The organism is Rahnella sp. CG8 (assembly GCF_023701875.1).
GTDB lineage: Bacteria > Pseudomonadota > Gammaproteobacteria > Enterobacterales > Enterobacteriaceae > Rahnella > Rahnella aceris.
This window is the reverse complement of the sequence record NZ_JABAED010000022.1, coordinates 37,094-62,444: the sequence shown is the minus strand read 5'-3', so window position 1 is coordinate 62,444 and position 25,351 is coordinate 37,094. Positions and strand designations below refer to the sequence as shown.

The window sequence follows — 25,351 nt, the reverse complement described above, 5'->3', positions numbered from 1 at the left end:
TTCACCATGTTGACTTTACCGCGCCATCACCGGATGACGTGGCAATGGCTGCTGGCTTTTGTGCCAGTCAGCGCGTTTGCCACACCCGTTACCCTGCCGCAGGCGCTGGTCGCTGCACAGGATTATTCCGCCGAGCTTTCTGCCAGTCGTCACCAGATCAATGCGCTGGATAACCGTGCCGATTCGGCCATGCAACTGCCGGATCCGAAGCTGAAATTCGGTATCGAAAACCTGCCGGTCAGCGGCGGCAACACCGACCGGTTTACCCGTGAAGGGATGACGATGGAACGTATCGGCATCATGCAGGATTACATCAGCAGCGATAAGCGCCAGCGCAAAGCCGACACGCTGCGTGCAGAATCCCGGGAAGTGGCGGCTACCCGCCAGAGTATCCGGGCACGTTTGCAACGCGATGCGGCGCTGGCCTGGATGGAACTGGCCATCGGCGGGCAAACCGTCTCGCAATTACAAAAACTGGTGGACGAAAGTCAGCGCCAGATTGGGGTTCAGCGGGGCGGTGTCAGCAGCGGCAGTTCGCTGCCCGCCTCGGTGCTGGACGCGCACCTGACGCTCATCAGCATGCAAGACAAACTGACCGAAGCCGAACGGGATGTTCAACTGGCGCGCACCCGCTTAAGCCAGCTGACCGGCATCGATCAGCCTGAAATTAACGGTGCCATTCCGCCTTTCACCGAACTTCCTCCACAGGCATTACAGGCGACAAGTGTCGAACAACATCCTGAAATTATTCAGGCTCGGCGTGAAGCCGATGTGGCGCAGGCGAAATCTTCCCAGTCGGCCATTGCGGCGCTGCCGGATGTCGGCGTGGAAGTCTATTACGCCCATCGTGCCGACAGTTATGAAGATCTGGCAGGGGTGATGTTTACCGTCGATCTGCCGCTGTTTACCGCTTCGCGTCAGGATAAAGATCACGCCGCCGATCAGTCGATGGCAATGGAAAGCAATGACCGGCTGGCGCAACTGATGCGCGACCATCAGGCGCAACTGACCAGTTTGCTGGCGCAATATCAGGCCGCCACCACGTTATGGCAGCGGCAAAAAAACAACGTTATTCCCCTGCAACAGCAACGCATCAGCGTGATTCAGGCACAGTATCGCGCCGGAAAAAGCAGCCTGAATGACGTTCTCGACGCCCGCCGCAACCTGATCGACAGCCAGATTTCCGAACGCAATGCCGGGCTGGAAGTGGCCCGCTATTGGGTCGCCCTGCGCTATCTGGCCCCCCAGGAGATTCATTAATGACTTCCGCTAAAACTTACAGCCTGCTGGCCGTCGCCATCATGGCCGCACTCGCCGCCGGTTACGTGGCTGGCCGTCACAGCCCTGCGGCGCAAACGCAGGCTTCTGCTGCTCCGGCCGAACGCAAAGTGCTGTACTGGTATGACCCGATGACGCCCGGCCAGCGTTTCGATAAACCGGGCAAATCGCCCTTTATGGATATGGATCTGATGCCGCGTTACGCCGATGAAGCCACGGATGACGGCGGTGTGACGGTCAGCGCCCGTCAGCAGCAAAATCTCGGTATGCGCAGTGAAAAGGTACAGCGACGGATGATTTCCGCACCGCTTAATGTGTATGGCACGGTCAGCGCCGATGAACGCAGCCTGCGCACGGTCGCCGCGCGTGCGAATGGTTTAGTCGAAAAACTTTACGTCGCTGCCAGCCAGCAGTCTGTGAAAAAAGGTCAGAAACTGGCCACACTGTGGATCCCCGACTGGACCGCCGCGCAGCAGGAATATCTGGCCGTGCGTCAGCTTGGCGACCGCAGCCTGACTGCCGCCGCCCGTCAGCGGCTGGCTTTGCAGTTTATGCCGGAAGACATTCTGCGCCGCGTCGATAAAACCGGTCAGCCGCAAACCCGCATCGACGTGGTCGCGCCGGAAGACGGTTATATCAGCCTGCTTTCCGTGCGTGAAGGGGCGCAGGTCAGCGCCACACAGCCGCTGTTCGAACTGACCAGTCTGAAACAGGTTTGGATTGTGATGGATTATCCGCCTTCTGCCGCCAGTCAGATCCAGATCGGCGGCAAAATTACGGCCAGTGCCGACAGTCAGCCGGGCGAGGTATTTCACGGTACGGTCAGCGAATTGCTGCCGGATGTGGATGCCGTCAGCCGTACGCTGAAAGCCCGCGTGGTGATTGATAATCCGCAGGAAAAACTGCGTCCCGGCATGTACCTGAATTTATCGCCAGATGTCAGTGCGCAGACGGCGGTTCTGGCCATTGCGCAGGAAGCGCTGATCCAGACCGGCAGCCGCAATACCGTGCTGCTCGACGACGGCAACGGACATTTCACCCCGCAGAAGGTCACCATCGGCGTAACGCGTGATGGCTGGACGCAGGTACTTTCAGGCCTGGAAGAAGGTCAGTCGGTTGTCACCTCCGGACAATTCCTGATCGACTCCGAAGCCAGCCTGCGCAGCGCACTGCCTGCCACCGACGCCCCCGCGCCGGACGCGCACCAGCACGGAGGTGATTTATGATTGCCGCTGTGATCCGCTGGTCGCTGAAGAACCGGCTGCTGGTGTTACTCGCCGCGCTGATGATGGCGGGCTGGGGCATCTGGTCATTGCAGAAAGCGCCGCTCGACGCCCTGCCGGATCTCTCCGATGTGCAGGTGATCGTGCGCGTGAGTTATCCGGGCAAGGCACCGCAAATCATCGAAGATCAGGTGACCTATCCGCTGACCACCACCCTGCTGTCAGTGCCCGGCGCGAAAACCGTGCGCGGCTTTTCGATGTTCGGTGATGCCTATGTTTATGTGTTGTTCGATGATGGTACCGATCCTTACTGGGCGCGCTCCCGCGTGCTGGAATACCTGAGTCAGGTTCAATCCTCACTGCCCGCCGGAGCCAAAGCCTCGCTGGGACCGGATGCCACCGGCGTCGGCTGGATCTATGAATACGCGCTGATCGACAAAACCGGCAAACACAGCCTCGAACAACTCCGTGCCCTGCAGGACTGGACGCTGCGTTATGACCTGAAAACCGTACCGAATGTCTCTGAGGTCGCCAGCATCGGCGGCATGGTGCGTCAGTATCAGGTGGTGGCCGATCCGCAACGGATGCGCGCCCGGGGCGTGACACATCAGCAACTGGTGACCGCGCTGCAAAACGCTAATCAGGAAAGCAGTGGCTCGCTGCTGGAAATGGGCGAGGCCGAATACATGGTGCGCACCTCCGGCTATCTGAAAAGTCTGGATGATTTCAACAATGTGGTCGTGACAGTCAACAGCGGTATTCCGGTGCTGCTGGCGGATGTCGCCACCGTCCGCACCGGCCCTGAACTGCGGCGCGGCGTGGCGGAACTTAACGGTGAAGGCGAAGTGGCGGGCGGCGTGATTGTTATGCGCTCGGGTAAAAATGCACTGGAAACCCTGAAGGCGGTGAAAGAGCGGCTACATGCCCTCGCCCGCACGCTGCCTGCGGGGGTTGAAATCGTGCCGGTCTACGATCGCCAGCCGCTGATTGAAAACGCCGTCGAAACGCTGTCGCATAAACTGCTGGAGGAATTCGCGGTAGTCGCGGTGGTCTGCGCGCTGTTTCTGTTCCATTTCCGCTCGGCGCTGGTGGCGATCATCACCCTGCCGCTCGGTATTCTCGGCGCGTTTATCGTCATGCATTATCAGGGGGTCAGCGCCAATATTATGTCGCTCGGCGGTATCGCGATTGCCATCGGCGCCATGGTCGATGCGGCGATTGTGATGATCGAGAATATGCATAAGGTGCTGGAGCAATGGCGGCACGATCATCCCGGCCAGCAGCCTGCGTCGGCGGATTACTGGAAGGTGTCTGAGCGTGCCGCCACGGAAGTGGGTCCGGCGCTGTTTTGCAGTTTGCTGATCATCACCCTGTCGTTTATTCCGGTGTTTTCGCTGGAAGCACAGGAAGGCCGGATGTTCTCCCCGCTGGCATTCACCAAAACCTACGCGATGGCGGTGTCTGCCGGGCTGGGCATCACCCTGGTGCCGGTGCTGATGGGCTATTTTATTCGTGGCAAAATTCCTGATGAAAACGCCAGCCCGATCAACCGCTGGTTGATTGCCGCCTACCAGCCGGTGCTTTCTGCCGTGCTGAAACGTCCGAAAACCACGCTGTTATTCAGCGGCCTGTTCCTGCTGGTGTCTCTGTATCCGCTGGCAAAACTGGGCAGTGAATTTATGCCGCCGCTCGATGAAGGCGACCTGCTGTATATGCCGTCGACGCTGCCGGGGATTTCAGCCCGCGAAGCCGCACGGTTGTTGCAGCAGACGGATCGGTTAATCAAAACTGTGCCCGAAGTCGCCAGTGTATTTGGCAAGGCCGGACGCGCCGACAGCGCCACTGACCCGGCGCCGCTGACCATGATCGAAACGACCATCCGCTTTAAACCGAGGGACCAGTGGCGACCGGGCATGACGCCGGACAAACTGGTGACAGAACTCGACAACGCGGTGAAATTGCCCGGCATCGCCAACGTCTGGGTGCCGCCTATCCGCAACCGTCTCGACATGCTGGCCACCGGCATCAAAAGCCCGGTGGGCATCAAGGTGAACGGCAATAACGTTGCACAAATCGAGCAGATCGCCCAGCAGATCGAGCATATCGTGAAACAGGTGCCGGGCGTGACCTCGGCACTGGCCGAAAGGCTGGAAGGTGGTCGTTACGTCGATATTGATATTAACCGGCGTGAAGCGGCACGTTACGGTGTCACGGTGGCTGAATTACAGTCGCTGGTCTCAACGCTGGTCGGCGGGGAAAATATCGGCGAAACGCTGGAAGGCCGCGAGCGTTATCCCATCAACCTGCGTTATCCGCGTGAGCTGCGCGACAACGTGCAGGCGCTGCGGGATTTACCGGTGCTGACCGCCTCCGGCGCACAGGTGCCGCTGTCGGCGCTGGCATCCGTCAACGTCACCGATGGCCCGCCGATGCTGAAAAGTGAGAATGCCCGTCTTTCAGACTGGATCTATGTGGATTTGCGCGGACGAGATTTGAAATCTGCCGTCGAAGACATGCAACAGGCGGTCAGCCAGCAGGTAAAATTGCCGGAAGGGGTGACGGTCAGTTGGTCGGGGCAATTCGAGTATCTTGAACGCGCCACGGCAAAACTGAAAATCGTGCTACCGGTGACACTTTTGATCATCTTCGTCCTGTTATACGTGACGTTCAGCAGCGTGCGCGACGCCCTGCTGATCATGGCGACACTGCCGTTTGCCCTGACCGGTGGCGTCTGGCTGTTGTACCTGCTGAGTTTCAATCTGTCGGTCGCCGCCGCCGTCGGGTTTATCGCCCTGGCCGGGGTTGCCGCCGAGTTCGGGGTGATCATGGTGCTGTATCTGAATCAGGCGGTGCAACGTCAGCAAAAAGCCGGCGGGGATATGAGTGAGGCAGAACTGTGCGACGCCATTCACCACGGTGCGGTGTTGCGCGTCCGGCCAAAAGCCATGACTGTTGCCACCATCATGGCGGGTTTACTGCCGATCATGTGGGGCGGAGGAACCGGTTCAGAAGTGATGCAGCGTATTGCAGCGCCGATGATCGGCGGCATGGTGAGTGCCCCGTTGTTGTCGATGCTGGTGATTCCGGCGGTGTATTTGCTGATGCATCGGAGAAGGAATAAAAAAGTTTAAGGGAAAGCCCCTCCTCTTCGCAGCGGGGAGCCGAACGGATCATTCTTAGGGTTTTGTCCTGGCTCCTCCCCCTGCGAAGGGGGAGGTCGGGAGGGGGTTTTAAGGGCTAACATCTTGTCAAGGTATACTTCAACTTATTGATTTTTCTTTAATACCCCACCCCAACCCTCCCCTTCGCAGGGGAGGGAGTCGACCGGATCATGCTTTGGATTTTACTCCTCAACCGGAACGATCCTCTCTGCCGGTTTCTCCAGAATCATCGTCTGCGTCTGACTCAGACTGATCCCCGCGGCCCGCAGCATCTTCAGGATTTCGTAAAGCAAATCACTGCGCGTACCGCTGACCATGCGCGGGCTGTTCACAAAACCTGTCACACTCAGCACAATCCCGGTCGGTCCCAGTTCTTTAAAGCTGACCGAGGCCGGTGGGTTTTCCAGAATGGATTCGTGCAAGTTGTAGGCTTCCAGCAGTAATGTCTTAACCTGTTCCGGGTCGATATCCAGCGGGAAGGTCAACGTGATAGTCGCCACGCCCTGCGCGTTACCCATGGTGGCGTTACGCACGTTCTGTGAAATCAATTGTGAGTTCGGCACAATCACGGTGGATTTATCGCTTAGCTGAATTTCAGTTGCACGGACATTGATACGGCGGATATCCCCTTCCACACCGCTGATACTGATCAAATCCCCCACTTTCACCGGACGTTCGGTCAGCAGGATCAGACCGGAGATGAAGTTCTTCACAATCTCCTGCAAACCAAAACCGATACCGACCGACAAGGCACTGACGATCCACGCCAGTTTGTTCCATTCGATGCCCAGCGAAGACAGCGTCAGCAGGATGATCAGCACGTAGCCGACGTTGGTGAACAGCGTCACCAGCGAGGCACGCATACCGCGATCCATCATGGTTTTTGGCAGGAAATCGTTATCCAGCCACCTGCGTGCGGAACGCAAAATATACCAGCCGACCACCAGACACAGCACCGCGTTGACCGCGTGCGCCGGAATGATGTTCATGCTTTCGAGACCTTTACCGCCCCAGATATCGACGATTTTTGCCAGCAGCTCCAGCGGCGTCGTCGTGCCGAAAGTACCGTTAAGCAGCGCGACGGCGGCCATCAGCAGCAGTCCGGTTTTACCGATTGCCGAGAATAACGTGGCAGCCAGTGACAGGTGACGGTCATTGACGCTCAGCGTACTTTTGAGGATTTTGCCGCTGTGCGTGGTCGGCGCAAACAGACTCTCACACAGGTCCACGACAAAGTGGATCAGCAGATACAGGCAACTGACTACCAGCCCGATCCACAGCAGTTCGAAGGTCACAAAACGCGCCAGCGGAATATAACCAATCAGCAGCGCCATCAGGATGACAAACGCCGTCAGGCTTATCACCAGATGGATAAGCCCGGCCAGCGTGGAACGTGCTTCGGTCTGTTCCCCTTCGGCCTTCATCTTGCGACGCATACGGTTGATACGCACTGGCGCGATCAGGCAGTTGAGCGCCACGAGTAACGCCGCCAGTCCGTTGCCAAATAACGTTGCTGAGACGCTGGCACCGACCAGGTTATTCAGCTGTTCGATGATACCGAACAGGAAAATAAAGCCCGCCAGCAGAACCGGGAATGATGCCAGTGTTTTTGCCAGCGGATCGGCAATGCCCGGCAGACGCCACGACGGATGGTTATTGGAAAGTAATGCAATCCCCAGACCGGCGATCACGGCGGAGAAATAGGTCAGTTCAACCAGTTGTCCGGCAAATTCCGTCACCCACGGCGAGGTATCCGGCAGACGGGTGAAAATATACCCGAGCAACTGAACGCTGATGCCAAGCGTCAGGGTGGTGCTCAGCGTAGTAAAACAGGCCAGAAAACTGCGACGGAAACGCCCCTGCGGCAACCAGCGCGGCAGGATCCAGTTCATCGGTCTGTCCAGCACGCGGCGACCGGCCAGGCCAATCACCAGCGCCAGTAACAGATAAATTGCGGTGCCGATGCGCCATTCCTCGCTCCACGCCTGCATCCACGCGTCTTTAACCTGCGAACCGAAGTCATCAAAACGCGCCGCATCATCATCGTTTGGCGTAATAAGCGGTGCCCAGAAATTCCCTCCGAGAATGCTGCCGGTATTGAGCGCAATCTGGGTTTTCAGTGCATCACGACGTAATCCGGCGATTTGCGAAGACAGGTTTTGCGCACCAAGGGAGATGGCTTTGGTCTGCTCGATTTGCGTGGTCAGCAGCGTTTTGCTGTTGTTGAGCTTATTACGCTGGCTGATCACTTGCGGCGTTTCCGTGATCGTGCCCGGTGCAGGCGCCGGACCCAGCACGTCGAGCTGTGCCTGCACCTGCGCCAGATCCGGCGTCAGCGCACCCGTCAGCTTGTCGGCATCTTCGGCCAGTTTCTGCGCAGCATCAGTCAGGCCGGTAAATTTCTTGTCGGTTTTCGCCGAAGAGACCTGCTGTTTCAGCTGATCCAGACGCTTTTGTAATGCCGGTAACGCGGTCGTGACGTTCACTTTAACCGGTTGTTCCGCCGTGGCAGGCTGGCCTGTACTTTCGTCAGCCTGACTCAGCACCGGCGTTATCAGCAGACATGACAACAATGCCAGCAACAACGGCACTCTTAACATTTTTTGCATAGAAGGATGATTCCGGGAGTTCGGGAAATTATTGTTTGAAAAATCCGGCTAAGGATACGCTTTCTCGTGCCAAAAGGAGTAGGGATTTTCTGCTTCTCAGGCTGCGGTGCATAACCCTAAATCATTCGGGGTGCATCAGTGCAGCGACTGAGCAAATCCCCGGCAGCATATGACCGGGGTTTGCGAACGAAGCTAACGCAGAGGCAGCCTGAGGGATGACGGTTAGTGCTGACCGAGCATCTGGCGAAGTATAGCCGCAGACTCCGCAGGCTGGAGCGCCAGAATGCCGGAGTACAGGCTGATGGAAATTTCGCACACTTTTTCGCGATCGACATCCGGTTTGGTCAGGTCATTAAACATCTGCAACTGTTCTCCGTACATACTGGCCAGGGCTTCACGCACCGGCACCATCATCTGCACCACTTTTTCCGTGCTCACAGGGGCAGGCATAACCGTTTGCCCGCTGCCGGTCGCCAGCAGTAAATCATTCATGGTGTCGAGATCTTTTCGGAACAGTTCCGGTGGCAGCACCTGTGCGGTATTCACGCCGCCGCTGACCTGCGGATAAAGGAATTTAAAGCAACTGCCGTCTTTGCGTGCCTGCAGCGTCTGCATTTCTTCCAGATTTACCTGCATCGCCTGGTTCACATTGGCGTCCGGTGCGTGGCTGATGCGTTGCGAGAGTAACAATGACACCATCGGTTTGACGGTATCAATGGCTTCCTGCTGCGGTTTACCCTCTTTCTTCATATTCAGGATATTGCTGCGGATCTGCGCATACAGTGCCGGTTCCTGCATTCTGATGGTGTTGTACAGCGGCAATTCGGCCAGCGCCTGATCGATTTTCTGCTCTTCACTGTTACCGGCAAGACGCGGTTTGATGACGCCCCCCCACAGCAGGTTACCGCCGATGATCAACACCAGAAATAAGATCACCGCAGGTACCCGGCCAATTTTGCCTTTTTTGTGTAATGCCCCGATCAGCGAGCCAATGACCGCACCGCTGATGCCCCACACCATCACTTCATTCCAGTTCATTTTCCTTTGCCTTCAGTAAACAATTTAGTGACTTCCAATCTGTGCGACCGCATCGCGGCTGGCGTCAATACGCGCCTGCCCGTGCAGTTCGTGCAATTTGCCCTGTCGCATTTCCAGCAGACGATCGGCGTGTTCAAAATAGTGATCATCATGGCTGATTGCCAGCACGGTTTTACCCATATCACGCAATTGTGGCAACAGCTCGCGGTAGAAGGTACGGCGGAACTGGGGATCCTGATCGGCCGCCCATTCGTCAAGCAGCAGGAAATCACGCCCTTCAGCAGCGGCCAGCAACAGCGCCACCCGTTTACGCTGTCCGGCAGACAGTTGCAGATTGGTCACTTCATTGCCGTTGAACTGGAGTTTGTCTTTCATTTTCAGGCGTTGCAGCCAGTCTTCCACCAGCAGCGGGTCCGGTATCTCGCCTTGCGGACCCATGAGCTGACCGAACAGGTGGAAGTCAGTGAACACCGCCGAGAAAATCTGCCGGTATTGTTCGGCGTTTTCGGCGGTGACCGGCACGCCGTCGAGCAGGATTTGCCCGGAACGCGGCTGATACAGGCCGGTCAGCAACATCGCCATTGTCGATTTTCCGCTGCCGTTGCCGCCAATCAAAAATACCAGCTCGCCACGGGTGATCGTCAGGTTCAGCGGACCGACGCCAAAACCAGCGCCCTCTTCTTTGCCTGCGTAACTGAAGGTCAGGTCGCGCAGTTCAAGGGTTTGCCACTTTTTCGCGACAATGGCGGGGGTAAAGGCTGCGTTATATTCCGCCAGTTTCAATGCTTTCAGTTTGCCAAAAGCCACCTGTGCGCTGAGCAGCGTCGGCAGCGCACCCACAGCCTGTAACATGGGTGTCCGCAGGAACAACAGCGTCAGGGAATAAGTAGCGGCAACATCGGTATCCGACCAGCCAAGCGTATTCGCCATGAAGAACACCAGGCCAATCGCGCCCAGCATCATGATATTCGACCAGTTCACGGCGCTCAGGTGGAAGGTGTCGGCGCGGATGATGTGATGACGATATTCTTCGGCATCTTTACGGTATACATCATCAAACAGATGGCGCGCACGCTCGCGGTTCAGCGCCAGCTCTTTGCGCCCCTCGATCACTTTCTGATAATCGGTTTGCAGTTTGTCTTCCGCATCACGCACTTTCGCCAGATGACGGTAAACATGCGACACCAGTTTGAAACCGCCGAAAATAGTGATCAACAGCCAGATGACCGTCACCAGCAGCATTTCCGGTGACAGCCAGGCCAGATATCCCGCACAACCCAGGGTCAGGATAATCCCCTGCACCAGCTCCGGCAGGCGCACAAACGCCAGTGTGATGTTACGGATGTCGCTGCCCAGGCTGGCAAGCAGTTGCGCATTACCGATTTGCTCGATGCGTTCGATATCGGTATCGAGAATACGTTTAATGAACTGGCCACGCAGACGGTAAATGAAGTGATGACCGAGCACGGTCAGCGCCAGCTGAGAGCCTAACGTGACCGCCATCAGCAACAGAAGTAATCCGAGGAATTGCGGAAGAACCATCAGCGAGCCTTGGGTGGTTTCAATCAGTTTCAGATTGATAAACGCGATCAGCCCGATGCCCAGAACGGCGCTGAGCAGGCTCAGCGCCATCACCCCTAAAAACGGCCAGCGGTATTGCTTAAAGACAACACGTAACAACTCCATGAATTTTTCTCATTCTGAATGCAGGTAAATGATGCTGCACGCAGTTTAATGACACGCATTGTCATATCAAGAACAATTCTCATTTTACCCGCGTATCCTGGCGGATCACCATGCGCTCGAACTTACCGGCGACCACCAGATAGCCAAACATGCCGAGCAAACCGTGTGCGCCGACAAACCACAGCGCGAGGTTAAAGGAGCCGGTTGCCGCGACGATATAACCGATCACTACGGGCGTAATAATCCCCGCAACGTTACCCAGGCAGTTAAACACCCCGCCGCTCAGGCCGATCATTTTCTCCGGCGCGGTATCTGACATCACTGCCCAGCCGATGGCCGATAAACCTTTGCCAAAAAATGCCAGCGTCATCAGTGCAATCACCGCCGCATCAGTGGAAACAAAGTTACTGGCAAATCCCGCAGATTATCGCACTGGCGGCTCAGGAATTGCCGGAAATCACGCTGGTAATGAAGGAAATGGTGTCGTCAGCCCAGCTTCAGGCACTGGCGGCGCGCACGCTGGATATCGGCTTTGTGCGCCAGCCGGTGACGTTATTTCCGCTGGCCTATCACTGCGTACTGCGTGAGCCTTTATGCGTTGCGTTGCCTGCTTCATCCGCGCTGACTGCCAAACCCCGCCTCCGTCTGCGGGACTTTGCCGGACAACCTTTCATCATGTATTCCGCAAGCGAAGGAAAATACTTTTACGACTGTATCGCCGGGCTGTTTGCACAGGCCAACGTCGTGCCGCATTACGTGCAACATTGCAGCCAGACTCACACTATTCTCGGGCTGGTGCGCGCCGGTGTCGGGCTGGCGGCATTCCGGCAACTGGTTATCGCGCACTGCACGGCAAGTGGCGCAATCGCAAGAAAAAAGCTGACAGTCCGCCGCTCGCTTCCTAAACTGAGGTAATGGATAAAGAACAAGAACTTCGCCGAAGTAAACGTAACGCGCTGGGGTTGCTGCTGGTTGCCGCCGCCCTGTTTGTCATCACCCTTTTCCTGCCGCCCAACTTCTGGGTGTCCGGTCTGAAAGCCATTTCCGAGGCCGCGATGGTCGGGGCAATGGCTGACTGGTTTGCCGTCGTGGCACTGTTCCGCCGCGTGCCGGTGCCGTTTGTCGCCTCGCATACGGCGATCATCCCTAAAAACAAAGACAAGATTGCCGATAATCTGGCGGTGTTCGTGCAGGAGAAATTCCTCGCGCCCGCCACACTTATCACACTGATCCGCCAGCATGACCCGGCGCGGATGCTGACAGACTGGCTGAACGCGCCCGACAACGCACAACGGTTTGCCAAATATGCCGTGAAGATGATCCGCGGTTTTCTGGACGTCACTGACGATCAGCGCATCGCCCAGCTTATCCGCCGTGCGCTGTACCGGGTGATCGACAAAATCGACCTGTCGGCGTCGATTGCCACCTTGCTGGAAAGCCTGACCAAAAACGGCCGCCATCAGGAACTGCTGGATCAGGCGATGGATCAGCTGGAAATCCTGCTGGCAAAAGACAGCACGCGGCAGTTTATCTCCGCGCAGATTGTCGGCTGGATGAAACGCGAACATCCGCTGACCGCCAAATTACTGCCCACCGGCTGGCTGGGGCGCAACGGCGCGGATATGGTCTCCAATGCCGTGAATTCCGTGCTCGACGATATGGGCAACGATAAAACCCACGCTTTCCGCAAAGGCTTCGATCGCTCGGTACAAAGCTTTATCTGGAAGCTGCAAAATGACCCGGCGACCGCGCAGAAAGCTGAAGAGATCAAACAGTATCTGAAAGATGACGAAAAGCTGAATACGTATGTTTTGCAGTTGTGGGGCGATATGCGTAACTGGCTGAAAGAAGATTTAGAAAGCGAGGATTCGCGGGTGTTCGCCAAAGTCACCGAATCCGGGCAATGGCTGGGTAATGCGCTGGCGCAGGACGAAAAGCTGCGCCTCTCGCTGAATCAGCAGATGGAAAGTATTGCAGAGAAAGTCGCACCGGAATTCGCCGAATTCCTGACCCGCCACATCAGCGACACAGTGAAAGGCTGGGACGCGCGCGATATGTCGCGGCAAATAGAACTGAATATCGGTAAGGATTTGCAGTTTATCCGCATCAACGGCACGCTGGTCGGTGCCTTTATCGGCCTGGTGCTTTACCTGCTGTCACAACTGCCGGTGGCGATTCCCTGGGTGATGGCGCGGATTTAAGGCGCCTGAACAACCTGTATTTTACCCCGGTTCTGGTCCTTAAAACCTCTTCTCAGACTCCCCCTTTGCAGGGGGAGTAGCAAAAAGCCAGGCCGGAAATAGCTCGACCGGCGCCCTCTCCTGCGAAGGGGAGGGTTGGGGGTATTAAAGACAAATGAATGAGTTAACGTGTGCATTCGCCTTACCACCCGCATGCCTCACTTTTTCCGAAGGCACAAGCCGATAATTACTTCACAGTTTTACTGAACGCATCCACCGCCAGAATGGCATTCGCCACATCTTCGGCAGACAGGTTGTGGTTCAGATTGCCCAGCGTATCGCCCTCGCCGCCTGCCAGCGCACCCACTTTCACCAGATTGGCGAAAGATTCGTTTTCCAGATGCATTCCTTTCAGCGTGGTTGGCATTTTGATGGCGCGGTAGAAGCGCACGTATTTCGCGATTTCTTCGTCCGGACGTTGTTCCAGCACCATCTGCGTCAATGTACCGTATGCCACTTTTTCACCGTGCGTCAGGTGGTGAATATCACCAGAGATCGCAGTAAAACCATTATGGATGGCATGCGCCCCCGCCAGACCGGCATTTTCAAAGCCCAGACCGGACAGCAATGTGTTGGCTTCCACCACGGCTTCAACCGCTGGCGTCACCAGTTTCTGCTCAACTGCGGTGTAAGCACTGTAGCCGTAAGTCAGCAGCGTTTTTTCGCAGGCTTCGGCAATGGCCATCCCGGCGATAGTCGGGTCGCCGCCTACCATAGACTGGGAATGGGAACGCAATACCGCCTGCGCTTCAACAAAGGTCGCCAGGCCGTCAGCGATACCGGAGGCGAACAGGCGTACCGGTGCCTGTGCGCAAACATGGGTATCCACCAGCACCAGATCCGGGTTTTTATTGTAGAAACGGTAGGATTCGAAAACGCCTTCATCGGTGTAGATAACCGACAGCGCGCTGCACGGCGCATCGGTAGAGGCCACGGTCGGCACAATCACTACGTTTTGTTTCAGTTCATCTGCAATGGCTTTAACCGTGTCGAGCGTCTTACCGCCACCGAGCCCAACCACTACCTGTGTTCCCGCATCACGGGCGATACCTGCCAGACGGGTGATTTCGCTGGCAGAGGCTTCACCGTTAAAGCGCTCGTAGTGGAATTCTACGCCCGCTTTTTTCAATGATTTCTGTACGCGGTCACCGATAATTCCCCAAACAACATCATCAGCAATCAGGAATGATTTTCCCCCCAGGTCGGGCAGATAATCCCCTAACTCATCCAGTACACCGCTGCCCTGAACGTATTTTCTTGGCGAAGAGAAGATAAATTTACTCATGATAAAAACCTCTTTTCGTTGATAATGTGAAAGTGAATAACTCTCCGAGGGTAACGCAGCATGACAGGAAGCCCAACCCTTTTAATTCACATTAACAGCATGACTCGCAAAGAATTTCTTCAATTAATGCGGAAGTTTAAAATAATAAGACAATTCATATTTGAACGATTTAATACCTCTTAATGATTATTAAAATCCGCATGATTCATCGCTGATAGATAAAGCGCAGTCTGTTAGCTTTTAACTATTGAATGCATCAATAAAAGCGACTTTCCCTTATCAGTAAACCCCGTAGAATTCATCTCATTGGCAGCACGTCGTAAGCAGTGGTCATTAGCCAGCTCGCTGTTAGCCATTCCATTAATATTTCTGAGATTAATAAGGAACAGCATGTACAACTTTCAGCGCTATAACGCCAAAGAACTGGCGCTTGCCTATATGAGCAGCAAACCACACGACTTTTCGCCGAACGAATTTTTACAACAGTTGAAAGAGATCGAGAAATCTTTCGACATGGCGCTGCGAAATCCGCAGCAGCAGCCACAGAACGGAATGTTGGTGAAGGCGTTTTGATTGCCATCTTGCCCTTCATCAGTTAAGTGTCGTGCGTTACCCTTGCTTTACCCGTGGAAGTATTTTGCACGTGCCTGTATTGGGTTCATCTGCAAAAATAAAATAGAAAAAAAGCAAAAGCCCCGAATAGTCGGGGCTTTTTGTATTTATTAATGACAACTCCCCTAAATCATTCAAGTTGCAGGAAGGCGGCAAACGGACGAATCCCGATGAGCTGACTAAAGTCAGTGATTCGGGTGAGCGAATGCAGCCAACGCACCTGCGGTTTGAAGGATGACGGGGACTACTTCGTCATCTGACGGTCATCAATGTACTTGCGTTTATCCGGCGCTGGCGGGAAATACTGATACAGCCAGGTTTCAGACAGCGCAGTCTGGCCGTTGCGCAGGAACATACGCAGCTCGACCGGCGCGACTGAATCGCTGTCAGGATACCAGTCAAACAGGATGCGGTAACCGTCGAACGGCTGCACATACAAAATTTCGATGTTTTTGATTTTACCCGCCGAGACGTTGATCACCGGCTCGATCCCTTTATCAGCAAAGGCTTTCAGCTCGCCACCAATGAAATCGATAGCAAAACGACGCGCCCAGACTTGCGGATAGTTCTCACCCGGCGCCCACCCTTCCGGGAAACCGCCCATACCGGTACGGGTCGCCAGCACATTCGCCAGCGGGCTGCGGTGAGGAGGTACGGAACTCCAGTACAGCTTATAGCTGAAACTAAATTCAGCACCGGATTTCACCGGTGTTTCCGGTTGCCAGAAGCACACCACGTTATCCAGGGTTTCACCCGTAGTCGGGATTTCCATCAGATTGACGGCGCCCTTCCCCCAGTCCCCGACCGGTTCTACCCACAGGCTCGGACGCTTGTTGTACCAGCCAATCACGTCCTGATAATTATTGAATTCATGGTCAAGTTGCAACAGACCAAAACCTTTCGGGCTGTTGTCGCTGAAGGCGTTGAACTGCAATCGCTGCGGGTTGTTCAACGGGCGACAAATCCACTCACCGGTACCGGTCCACATTTCCAGGCGATCAGAATCGTGGATTTGCGGGTGGATGGTGTCGCAACGGCCACGTTCACTGGTGCCACAACTGAACATGCTGGTCATCGGAGAAATGCCCAGTTGTTTGATATCTTCGCGGGCATGCAGATGGTTTTCAATTTCCATCACCACACGGGTCGGTTCGCAGTGGATCACGAATTTATACGCGCCGGTAATGCTCATGCCGTCCAGCAAGGCGTAAACCGTAAAAGTCGTGTCGCCAGGTTTTGGCGTATCAAACCAGAATGCGGTGAAATCAGGGAATTCTTCCGGCTGATCGGTAAAGGTATCGACCGCCACACCACGGGCTGACAGGCCATATTGGTAGGTATCATCTACTGCACGAAAATAGCTGGCACCGAGGAAGGAAACCACGTCGCGGCGCGTCAGTTCAGGGGCTTTATTGACTTTAAAACCGGCGAAACCAAGATTTGAGAAGCCTTCCAGTTGTTTGGTATCCACACCGGCATCGTGATAGTTAAACAATTCAGGGCGGAAATGGATTTCGCGCGCCATGTGTTTCACCGGATCTACAGAATACATGCGCACGCGGCGTTTGAAGCCCATGCCGACGTGAAACAGTTCCACATCAAGCTGACGGTCAGGCAGACCATTCCACAGCGAATGTGCATGATCATACTGAATCGCGTTGTAGGCCTGTGGCGTGAGTTCAGCCAGCGTCTTCGGCAACGGCTGCGGCGCGCCACCGTAGGGCTTGTCCGCCAAATCTTTCGCCATTTTTTTCAGCGCGTTGAAATCAAACGGCAATTCGCCGCCGTCTGCCACATTCGCCTCTGCCGCTTCTGCGGAACGGGTGAACAGTGTGGACATAGCCGGCACACCACACCAGGCGGCGAATGCCATAGATGCTTTAATAAATGCTCTTCGTTCCATGCCAGAATCGTTTCCTGTACTGGGCAAAAAAATCCGGGGGCTTCGTCACAAAAACGCAGTCCCCGCGTATTCAGAATTTTCGACCCTAAGGCTAACGTAAAATTCACAAGCCGAGTACAAGAAATTGAATGCATTCAGCTAATATTTCACTTGAAAAAGTTAGCGCTTATGACAGTGCTCATCCCCCGTATGACAGGGGATGAGCCGGTTTTCAGAAACGCCGGTTTTAGCCGTAATTCCTGCCCTGTTGAGGTGCGTAATCCCCCGGTGACTTTAGGAACATTCTGTTACCGGAAGGTTACTATCACTCATGATTCAGCGTGTTATCCGCGCCGGGTTAGCACGCCTTTGTGTCCGCCCTGCTATGCTGAAATCTCATCGCTTTGTGATTTTTTGTTTTACTGCAAGAGGTTTCAGCATGTCCGATGAACTGATTCAGGAGAAAGCCCGTGCGCTATACGCGCAGTTAACCGGCAAAATTTCACTCCCCTGCACGCTCCATGTCAGCGGTGCCGGAAATCTTCCCTCTTATTATCCGGTAACCCCGCTGATTGCCGCCTCTGTTGCGCTGGCAGGAATCGCAGTGTCGCAACTGGTCGCCCTCAGAAACGGCAAACACGATGCCGTAACCGTGGATCGCCGTCTGGCCTCGCTGTGGTGTAAAACCAGTATCCGGCCTGACGGCTGGGAAATACCGCCAGCCTGGGACAGTCTGGCGGGTGATTACGCCACGGCAGACGGCTGGATCCGTTTGCATACCAATGCCCCCGCGCACCGTAAGGTAGTTGAAACACTGCTCGGCAAAGCGGAAAACCGCGAGGCGCTGGCGCTGCGGGTGGTGATGTGGAAAAAAGCAGCACTGGAACACGCCGTGGTGCGGGCGGGTGGATGTGCCGCGCAGATGCTCAGCCCGGAAGAATGGCAGCAGCATGTTCAGGGAAAATCGCTGATTGCGGAACCTCTTTTTCAGCATGCGTTGTCCGTTAAAGTGGCACCGCCGCATTGGGAATTATCCCCGCAACAGCCGCTGGCGGGCGTGAAAGTACTCGATCTGACACGGATTATCGCCGGGCCGGTGGCGACGCGTTTTCTCGCAGGACTGGGCGCGGATGTATTACGCATTGATCCCTTTGGCTGGGATGAACCCAGTCAGGAAGCGGATGTCACGCTGGGTAAACACTGTGCGCGGCTGAACCTGCATAACCCGCAGGACCGGCACCGTTTCGAAGAATTACTGCGGGACGCGGATGTGATTGTGCATGGCTATCGCGCAGGCGCGCTGCACAAACTGGGTTACGGCAGTGAACAGCGTCGCGCGATTGCGCCAGGGCTGGTGGATGTGTGCCTGAATGCCTATGGCTGGAGCGGGCCGTGGCGCGAACGGCGCGGGTTTGACAGTCTGGTGCAAATGAGCTGCGGGATCGCTGAACAGGGAATGCAGCGTTCCGGTCGTCACAAGCCTGTTCCGCTGCCGGTTCAGGCGCTGGATCACACTACCGGCTATCTGATGGCTGCGGCAGTGCTGCAGGGTTTGGCGCAACGTATGGAAACCAGTCAGGGCAGCGAATGCCGCCTTTCACTGGCACGTACCGCCCGCGAACTGATGGAAAATGGCACCTTAGCAGAAAGCGGCGAACCACTGATTGAATCCGCGGATCCGGCCGACTTTTTGCCCGAACAGGAACGTACGGTCTGGGGCAATGCCCGGCGTTTGCTTCCTCCTGTTCGTCTGGAAAATACGACATTACACTGGCGCTTCCCGGCTTCACCGCTCGGCTCTGCCCCCGCCAGCTGGCGTTAAGTCGTCAGAGAAAATGCCGCCTTGCGATACTGCAACGGCGTTTTGCCGATCATCTTTTTAAAACGGGTAATAAAATACGGCGCGTCAGTAAATCCGCATTGCAGTCCGATTTCTTCGACCGAACGGTCGGTGGAACGCAGTAATTCACATGCCCTTTTAACCCGCCGGGTGGCAAGGTAATCCTGAATGGAGCCCCCGGTTTCCTGCCCGAAAACCCGCGAGATATAACTTTCTGACAACCCGATGGCCGCTGAGAGCTGCGCCAGAGAAAACTTCTGCACGTAATTTTCTTCAATCCACTGCATCACTTTAGAGGCCGTTGTCCGGCTGATGGTTTTCGGCATTGCGTCCTCTGCGGGCATAAAGGCCATCAGTTGCAAAATCAGTAGGGTAATTTCTTCCCACTGATCGGCCTGCGCTTCAGACAACTGATTGAACTGCTCGAGAATGACTTCTATATGGCTGGCATGTTCGCTGAGATCATAAATGTGTGCCGCGCGGTCGGCATCCCACAAACTTGCGAACCGTGCCCGGCGTTGCGGGAACGATTGCAGGCAGCCATCCAGCAACTGGTGGTCCAGATGAATGGTAGTGCGCAAATACAGGTTCTTTTCACCGGATTCGACAAACACTTTGTGCAGTTTAAAAGGCGGAAAGACAAACAACCGTCCCGGGCGCAACGTGTATTGCTGATTATCCACAATGACAATGCCGTAACCCTGACTGACGAAAAGTAACTCCAGACACTGATGCCAGTGGAAATAATTAGCACTCCCACGGTTCATCCGGTTAAAAGAAACCTGACGTTCATTAAGGGCAATGCGTTCCAGATAATCAGATACCGGCATTCCTGTTTTCCTCAGTTCATTTTTACGTCATTAACGGCAAGGACAACAAAACACAATTTTCAGTCAGCTTTTTATAATTTAAGCCGTTTTAATCGTGGTTTGATAATCACAATTTCAAAATTCACGCCATTCTGTGAAGCACGTAACAATCAGCGATTTTCAGTTCTCTATATTTCACTCGCAGCACAGAGAATTGAAATAATATTTCAAATTAATAAACCCTTATTTTCTGCTTCCCTCACGTCACCGGGAGAGTTTTTATGACGCCGAAAAAAGTGAACATCAATAATCCGTTACAGACCCGCGATGATGTGCAGCATCTGCTGAAAGAATTGCTCGCGGCGGTGTCGCCTTATACGGAAGAAGGCAAAAGCGGAATCAGTCTGGGCAATTCCACCACCCATTACGGCAAAGAGATTGCCAAAATGGAAGCGCTGTCACGCATGTTGTGGGGAATATTCCCGCTGCTGGCGGGTGGCGGTGAATGTGAAGATTTGCCTTTTTATCTGAATGCCATTCGTTTCGGCACCGATCCGCAGCATCCGCAATACTGGGGAAAAATCCGTGATTTTGATCAGCGCTGTGTGGAAATGGCGGCGTTTGGCGTCGGGCTGACGCTGCTGAACAAGCAATTGTTGCAGCATTTCAGCGCGCAGGAGCAACAGAATCTGGCTGACTGGCTGAATCAGGGACGCGATGCCACCATCCCGAATAATAACTGGAATTTCTTCCCGGTCATGGTGCAGATGGGTTTTAAAGTCTCCGGATTACCCTGGGATCAGGAAGCCGTGGCGGCCCGATTTGCGCTGATGGAAGAATATTATCTGGGCGATGGCTGGTATTCCGACGGTCCCGGCAGGCCGCGTGATTACTACATTTCGATGGCGTTTCATTATTACGGGCTGCTGTATGCACAGAATATGGCCGATGTGGATGCGCCGCGTGCGGCCATGTTACGTGAACGCGCACAACGTTTCGCACAGGATTTCATTACGATGTTTTCAGCAGGCGGCGCGGCGGTGCCTTTCGGACGTAGCCTGGCTTATCGTTTTGCCGAAGCGGCGTTCTGGAGTGCGGCGGCGTACAGCAAACTGGAGGTGTTCAGCCCGGGTATTATCAAGGGGCTGATTTTGCGTCATTTGCGTCACTGGCTAAAAGAGCCGATTTTCGACCGCGACGGCGTGCTCAGCATTGGTTACCACACACCGAATCTGGTGATGGCTGAAGACTATAACGCGCCGGGTTCACCTTACTGGGCATGCAAACTGTTCCTGGTGCTGGCATTGCCGCCGGACGATACCTTCTGGCAGGCAGAAGAAGCCCCGCTTCCCGCACTGCCCGCGGCTTACTGTATTCCTCATGCCAGTCAGATCCTGACCCGCGATGCCGAAGGCCAGCATGTCGTGATGCTGACATCCGGGCAGCTTGAGCTGAATAACTTTGTGAATACCGAAGCCAAATACACCAAATTCGCCTATTCCAGCCAGTTCGGATTCACTTTAGATCGTGGCAGGTACGGGCTGAATCATGCCGGTTGCGATTCAATGCTGATGTTCTCGGAAAGTGACGGTTATTTCCGCGGACGTCGGGACTGTGCAGAGACACGGATCACCGGCGAGATGATTTACTCCCGCTGGCTGCCGTGGCACGACGTTGCCGTGCGTACCTGGCTGATCCCCTGCGGCGACTGGCATCTGCGCGTTCATCACATCGAGAATCAGCGTCCGCTGGAGACGGCCGAAGGCGGTTTCGCGGTAATGCAGGAACCTTCAACGCAAACACAGCTGTCAGCAGAAAAACGTGGGGTGACAGTCACGGCACGCAACGGCGTCAGCCGGATTGTCGCACTTGAAGAAAGCGAACCACGCGAAGCCTCCGCCGTTATCACCCCGCCCAACAGCAGCATTATGTTCGCCGAAACCGCCGCCATTCCGGTGCTGAAATCGTCACTGCCTGCCGGTTCTCACTGGCTGATATGCGCCGTATGTGCGTCTGCTACCCGTGATATCAACGCGCTGGCCGGGCCGGAAGTCAGTCGTCAGGGGCAACAATTGCGCTGGCAATATCAGGGTAACAGCGGGCACATCACGTTAGGTTAATCCTCAGGATCCGTTTCAGGAGTCACTATGAAAGCCATAAAAACAGCCAGTAAAACGGCTTACTACAAAATGAGCAGCTTTATATTCCTGTATTTCTTCACCTGGTCTTCAAGCTTCGGGCTATATGCCTTATGGCTGGGGCAAAAAGCCGGACTCGACAGTGTCAGTATCGGTACCGTGTTTGCCGTTAACGGCGTGTTCGCGGTGATCATGAAGCCGGTTTACGGCTATATCATGGACAAAATCGGCATGAGCAAATCTCTGCTGTACTTTGTCGTGCTGGTTTCCGCCCTCATGGCACCGTTCTTTATTTTCGTTTATCAGCCCCTGCTGGACAGCCATCTGATGCTCGGGATTATCGTCGGTGCGCTGTATCTGAGCCTCGGCTGGTACGCCGGTGTCGCAGCATCCGAATCTTACGCCGACCGCTTCAGCCGCCTGTATCACATGGAGTTCGGGCAGGTCCGCATGTGGGGTTCGCTGGGCTGGGCGCTGGCCGCGTCGTTCTCCGGCGTGCTGTTTAATCTCTCCCCGGCCTGGAACTTCGGGCTGAGCAGCGCCACCTCGCTGGTCATGCTGGCGGTGCTGTTGTCGCTGAAAATCGGTGATGAAGAACTCAAAGATAACGACGTGATTTCACAACAAAAGATCGTGTTCAGCGATGTGATTTTACTGCTCAAAAACCGCAAGTTCTGGATGTTCTCGCTCTATGTCGCCGGTGTGGCGTGGATGATGTTTGTCGCCGAACAGCAATTTTCACGTTATTTCGTCACCTTCTTCGACACTAAAGAGCAAGGCAACGCCTGGTACGGTTATCTGAGCACCGTGCAGTCCGGCCTCGAATTCCTGATGATGATGGTGATCCCTTTCCTGGTGAATTATTTCGGCGCCAAGAAAAGCCTGCTGCTGGTCGGTGCACTGGTGGGATTACGCCTGATTGCCTCCGGGCTGACCAACGATCCGCTGCTGATTTCCATTATCAAGCCGTTCTACGGGCTGGAAATCGCGCTGCTGCTGGTGTCAGTGTTTAAGTACATCGCCGAGCATTTCAGCAAACGCGTCAACGCCACCATGTATCTGCTGGGCTATCAGGCCATGATTTATGTCGGCTCGATTGTGGTCGCTCCCCCTGCTGGTTACTTCTACGACCGCATCGGTTTTGAACACACTTATCTGATTATGGGCGGTATCGCACTGTGCTTTACGCTGATTTCCGCCTTCACGTTATCCGCCTGCCACAGCCTGCGCTCAGGCACACCCGTACCGGCTGAACAGGTTGAAGTTGAAACTATTGGAATGGAAAGGGAGAAGGTATGACTATCACCATCGCGAAAGAGACGTTGTTACCCGTGGAACTGAATCAGCTGGATAAGATCGCCTTTGCACAAAAAATGCAGCGCGCGCGCCAGACGGTGCTCAGCAAAATTTCCCGCAATCTGGAGAAGTTCGGCAATAAGTTCCCGGCGGAAACCTGCGAAAACGGCCATTACCCGCTGACAGAGAATGTGGAGTGGACCACCAGTTTCTGGACCGGTCAGCTATGGCTGGCATGGGAAATGACCGGCGATGATCGTTACCGGCTGGCGGCAGAAAAACAGGTCACGTCGTTTGGTAACCGTATCGCCAACCGCATTGATACCGCGACGCATGACCTCGGTTTTCTCTACAGCCTCTCATGCGTCAGCGCGTATAAACTGACCGGCAACCGGCAGGCGCGCGGTTTTGCACTCCTCGCAGCTGAAGCGCTGATGGAGCGTTTTAATACCCAGGCGAAAATCATTCAGGCGTGGGGCGATTTAAATGACCCGGAACAGGCTGGCCGCATGATTATCGACTGCAATATGAATCTGCCTTTATTGTACTGGGCGAGTGAGCAAACCGGTGAACCGCGTTTCGCCGAGGCTGCCCGCGCCCATGCAGAACAGGCGGCGAAATATATTGTCCGCCCGGACGCCTCGACCTATCACACCTATTACATGGATACCGTGACCGGCGAGCCGCGTTTTGGTAATACGCATCAGGGATATGCTGATGACTCCTGCTGGTCACGGGGTCAGGCCTGGGGCATCTACGGTTTTCTGCTCAGCTATCGTTATACCGGCGATGCAGATCAGGTTGAGCTGTCACGGCGTCTTGCGCATTATTTCCTTAACCGCTTACCGGAAGACGATGTCTGCCACTGGGATCTTGCACTGCTTGGCACCAATGCCGTTCGCGACAGTTCGGCTGCGGCTATTGCGGTCTGCGGCCTGCTGAGTCTGGCCACCGCGCTGCCAGCCACCGATGATAAACGTGCGTGCTATGAAGAAATGGCGCTGCGCATGATGGACTCACTGACTGAGAATTATCTTACCGGTGATCAGGAGGATTGTGACGGTTTGCTTAAGCATTCTGTCTATCACATGGCGAGCGGTAAAGGCGTAGATGAGTGTTGCAGCTGGGGGGACTATTTTTATGTCGAAGCGCTGACACGCGTGACGCAATGCTGGCAGTCCTACTGGTAATCTCTGTGACGCAGTGTTTACGCACTGCGTCCGCTTTTCCTGCCATTTTCATTCGTGAATTGTTTTTAAGCATACGCAGGGTTATCAGCATATTGTTATGTCTTCAAGAGTGTTACTGTAACATCATAATCAATTAGCTTTTCTTCTATGTCCTTACATCCATTAAGAATAGTCTTAATTCGAGTCATTTTTTTGTTCAGTCACAAAATAAATTGTGACATAAACCAAATTTACCAAACCCCTTCCTACCTCTTACGGGGTAAAAAAATCACTTCCAACCGGACAGATTTCATGCAAAAAGTAGAGTCAGCATGCAGTTTGTGCCTTTTGTGCTGACACCAAAGAATCCAATCATTATGCAGAACAGGGATGTCCTATGGGGACTTACTATGCAAACGATAATCTTGGATCCATGCCGGTATACGCGTCTCGGATTGCAACAATTTCTCGCCAGTGAACAAGACATCAGTTACGTCAGCCATTTTGAGCAGCTTCTCAATGGTTGCAGCAAACTGAATCCTTCCCTTGTTTTTATTAACGAGGATTGCATATCGCCTCATTCAGGTAATAAAGAGCGTCTGGGAGAACTGATCACCGAATACCCTGATACGCTGTTTTTTATTTTTATGTCCCGTACGCGTATTCATTTTGAAGAGTATATTTTTGTGCGTAAGAACGTGATTATCACGTCGAAATCCATTAAGGCCGATACCCTTAAGCAGTTAATCAATCATCCGTTATTGCCGCAGTCGCAGGATCCTGCCAGCAGCGGAATGCTCGATACCCGGCCCGTGATGCTCAGCCGTTCTGAATCAGCGATGCTCAAGATGTGGATGTCCGGCAACGGTACCATTGAAATATCCGATAAATTACAAATTAAAACCAAAACGGTGTCTTCCTATAAGGGAAATATTAAAAGGAAAATAAAATCACCGAATAAACATATTATTTATCACGTCGTCCGTTTATGTGATCAGCTTACCAACGGCATCTACGTCAATTAACCTCCGCCCTTCTTTTTCGGCCTCCTGCTACAGGCTACGCAACGGTGTGGCCTGTAGAAA

Annotated in this window: 18 protein-coding genes; 11 read left to right on the top strand and 7 right to left on the bottom strand. The window is 54.5% G+C overall.

Translation table 11 applies throughout. The features are described from left to right. Nucleotides 1-6 precede the first annotated feature (6 nt). From HGO41_RS18995 to HGO41_RS18985, 3 genes are read left to right on the top strand one after another with little or no spacing between them, the layout of a single operon-like run. Nucleotides 7-1,260 carry a TolC family protein gene (locus HGO41_RS18995; RefSeq protein ID WP_119261566.1) on the top strand — a complete coding sequence of 418 codons (1,254 nt, stop codon included), beginning with the start codon at nucleotides 7-9 and terminating at the stop codon, nucleotides 1,258-1,260. Continuing rightward, complete coding sequence (locus tag HGO41_RS18990) at nucleotides 1,260-2,504, top strand: efflux RND transporter periplasmic adaptor subunit (RefSeq protein ID WP_250981310.1); 1,245 nt, start codon at nucleotides 1,260-1,262, stop codon at nucleotides 2,502-2,504. Before HGO41_RS18995 ends, HGO41_RS18990 begins: the two co-directional genes overlap by 1 nt. Further along, entirely contained in the window at nucleotides 2,501-5,632 is a 3,132-nt protein-coding gene (locus HGO41_RS18985; RefSeq protein ID WP_134707037.1) for an efflux RND transporter permease subunit, read from the top strand. Before HGO41_RS18990 ends, HGO41_RS18985 begins: the two co-directional genes overlap by 4 nt. 212 nt (nucleotides 5,633-5,844) lie before the next feature. On the opposite strand, the gene HGO41_RS18980 is transcribed toward HGO41_RS18985, so the two are convergent. The 4 genes from HGO41_RS18980 to HGO41_RS18965 form a co-directional block, all read right to left on the bottom strand. Beyond that, a complete protein-coding gene (locus HGO41_RS18980) occupies nucleotides 5,845-8,271 on the bottom strand; it encodes a DUF3772 domain-containing protein (protein ID WP_013575264.1) in 2,427 nt (808 codons plus the stop codon). A 222-nt stretch (nucleotides 8,272-8,493) separates the two neighbouring features. Next, nucleotides 8,494-9,309 (bottom strand): hypothetical protein, encoded by an 816-nt coding sequence (locus HGO41_RS18975; RefSeq protein ID WP_037034743.1) that lies wholly within the window; start codon nucleotides 9,307-9,309, stop codon nucleotides 8,494-8,496. Between the two features lie 24 nt (nucleotides 9,310-9,333). Then, nucleotides 9,334-10,995, bottom strand: coding sequence for a multidrug ABC transporter permease/ATP-binding protein (locus HGO41_RS18970; RefSeq protein ID WP_250981309.1), 1,662 nt, complete (start codon nucleotides 10,993-10,995; stop codon nucleotides 9,334-9,336). Between the two features lie 79 nt (nucleotides 10,996-11,074). After that, nucleotides 11,075-11,365, bottom strand: a complete 291-nt coding sequence (locus HGO41_RS18965) for an MFS transporter (protein ID WP_112151879.1) — start codon at nucleotides 11,363-11,365, stop codon at nucleotides 11,075-11,077. Nucleotides 11,366-11,367: 2 nt separating this feature from the next. Between HGO41_RS18965 and HGO41_RS18960 the strand changes: the two genes are divergently transcribed. Continuing rightward, on the top strand, nucleotides 11,368-11,910 hold the full coding sequence (locus HGO41_RS18960; RefSeq protein ID WP_250981308.1) for a LysR substrate-binding domain-containing protein: 543 nt from the start codon (nucleotides 11,368-11,370) through the stop codon (nucleotides 11,908-11,910). After that, the gene (locus tag HGO41_RS18955) at nucleotides 11,910-13,196 is read left to right on the top strand and encodes a DUF445 domain-containing protein (protein WP_112197693.1); all 1,287 of its coding nucleotides are present in this window, start codon (nucleotides 11,910-11,912) and stop codon (nucleotides 13,194-13,196) included. Before HGO41_RS18960 ends, HGO41_RS18955 begins: the two co-directional genes overlap by 1 nt. A gap of 226 nt (nucleotides 13,197-13,422) precedes the next feature. Here HGO41_RS18955 and HGO41_RS18950 read toward each other — a convergent pair whose 3' ends face one another. Beyond that, complete coding sequence (locus HGO41_RS18950; protein ID WP_250981307.1) at nucleotides 13,423-14,520, bottom strand: glycerol dehydrogenase; 1,098 nt, start codon at nucleotides 14,518-14,520, stop codon at nucleotides 13,423-13,425. A 390-nt stretch (nucleotides 14,521-14,910) separates the two neighbouring features. Between HGO41_RS18950 and HGO41_RS18945 the strand changes: the two genes are divergently transcribed. After that, the gene (locus tag HGO41_RS18945) at nucleotides 14,911-15,093 is read left to right on the top strand and encodes a hypothetical protein (protein ID WP_013575257.1); all 183 of its coding nucleotides are present in this window, start codon (nucleotides 14,911-14,913) and stop codon (nucleotides 15,091-15,093) included. Between the two features lie 283 nt (nucleotides 15,094-15,376). Here the strand turns inward: HGO41_RS18945 and HGO41_RS18940 are convergent, their stop codons facing one another. Continuing rightward, nucleotides 15,377-17,035: a glucan biosynthesis protein D gene (locus tag HGO41_RS18940; protein ID WP_013575256.1), complete on the bottom strand. Its 1,659-nt coding sequence runs from the start codon at nucleotides 17,033-17,035 to the stop codon at nucleotides 15,377-15,379. Nucleotides 17,036-17,453: 418 nt separating this feature from the next. On the opposite strand from HGO41_RS18940, the gene HGO41_RS18935 reads away from it, so the two are divergent. After that, nucleotides 17,454-18,836, top strand: a complete 1,383-nt coding sequence (locus tag HGO41_RS18935) for a CoA transferase (protein ID WP_126124823.1) — start codon at nucleotides 17,454-17,456, stop codon at nucleotides 18,834-18,836. On the opposite strand, the gene HGO41_RS18930 is transcribed toward HGO41_RS18935, so the two are convergent. After that, a complete protein-coding gene (locus HGO41_RS18930; protein WP_112151875.1) occupies nucleotides 18,833-19,684 on the bottom strand; it encodes an AraC family transcriptional regulator in 852 nt (283 codons plus the stop codon). The two genes, HGO41_RS18935 and HGO41_RS18930, sit on opposite strands and share 4 nt — an antisense overlap. A 260-nt stretch (nucleotides 19,685-19,944) precedes the next feature. On the opposite strand from HGO41_RS18930, the gene HGO41_RS18925 reads away from it, so the two are divergent. The 4 genes from HGO41_RS18925 to rcsA all read left to right on the top strand — a co-directional run bounded on the left by HGO41_RS18925 (nucleotide 19,945) and on the right by rcsA (nucleotide 25,291). Beyond that, nucleotides 19,945-21,783 carry a DUF2264 domain-containing protein gene (locus HGO41_RS18925; protein WP_250981306.1) on the top strand — a complete coding sequence of 613 codons (1,839 nt, stop codon included), beginning with the start codon at nucleotides 19,945-19,947 and terminating at the stop codon, nucleotides 21,781-21,783. A gap of 27 nt (nucleotides 21,784-21,810) precedes the next feature. Further along, complete coding sequence (locus HGO41_RS18920; protein ID WP_013575252.1) at nucleotides 21,811-23,100, top strand: oligosaccharide MFS transporter; 1,290 nt, start codon at nucleotides 21,811-21,813, stop codon at nucleotides 23,098-23,100. After that, on the top strand, nucleotides 23,097-24,287 hold the full coding sequence (locus tag HGO41_RS18915) for a glycoside hydrolase family 88 protein (protein ID WP_015689857.1): 1,191 nt from the start codon (nucleotides 23,097-23,099) through the stop codon (nucleotides 24,285-24,287). Before HGO41_RS18920 ends, HGO41_RS18915 begins: the two co-directional genes overlap by 4 nt. Before the next feature lie 389 nt (nucleotides 24,288-24,676). Further along, nucleotides 24,677-25,291, top strand: a complete 615-nt coding sequence (gene rcsA, locus HGO41_RS18910) for a transcriptional regulator RcsA (RefSeq protein WP_015689856.1) — start codon at nucleotides 24,677-24,679, stop codon at nucleotides 25,289-25,291. Nucleotides 25,292-25,351 lie beyond the last annotated feature (60 nt).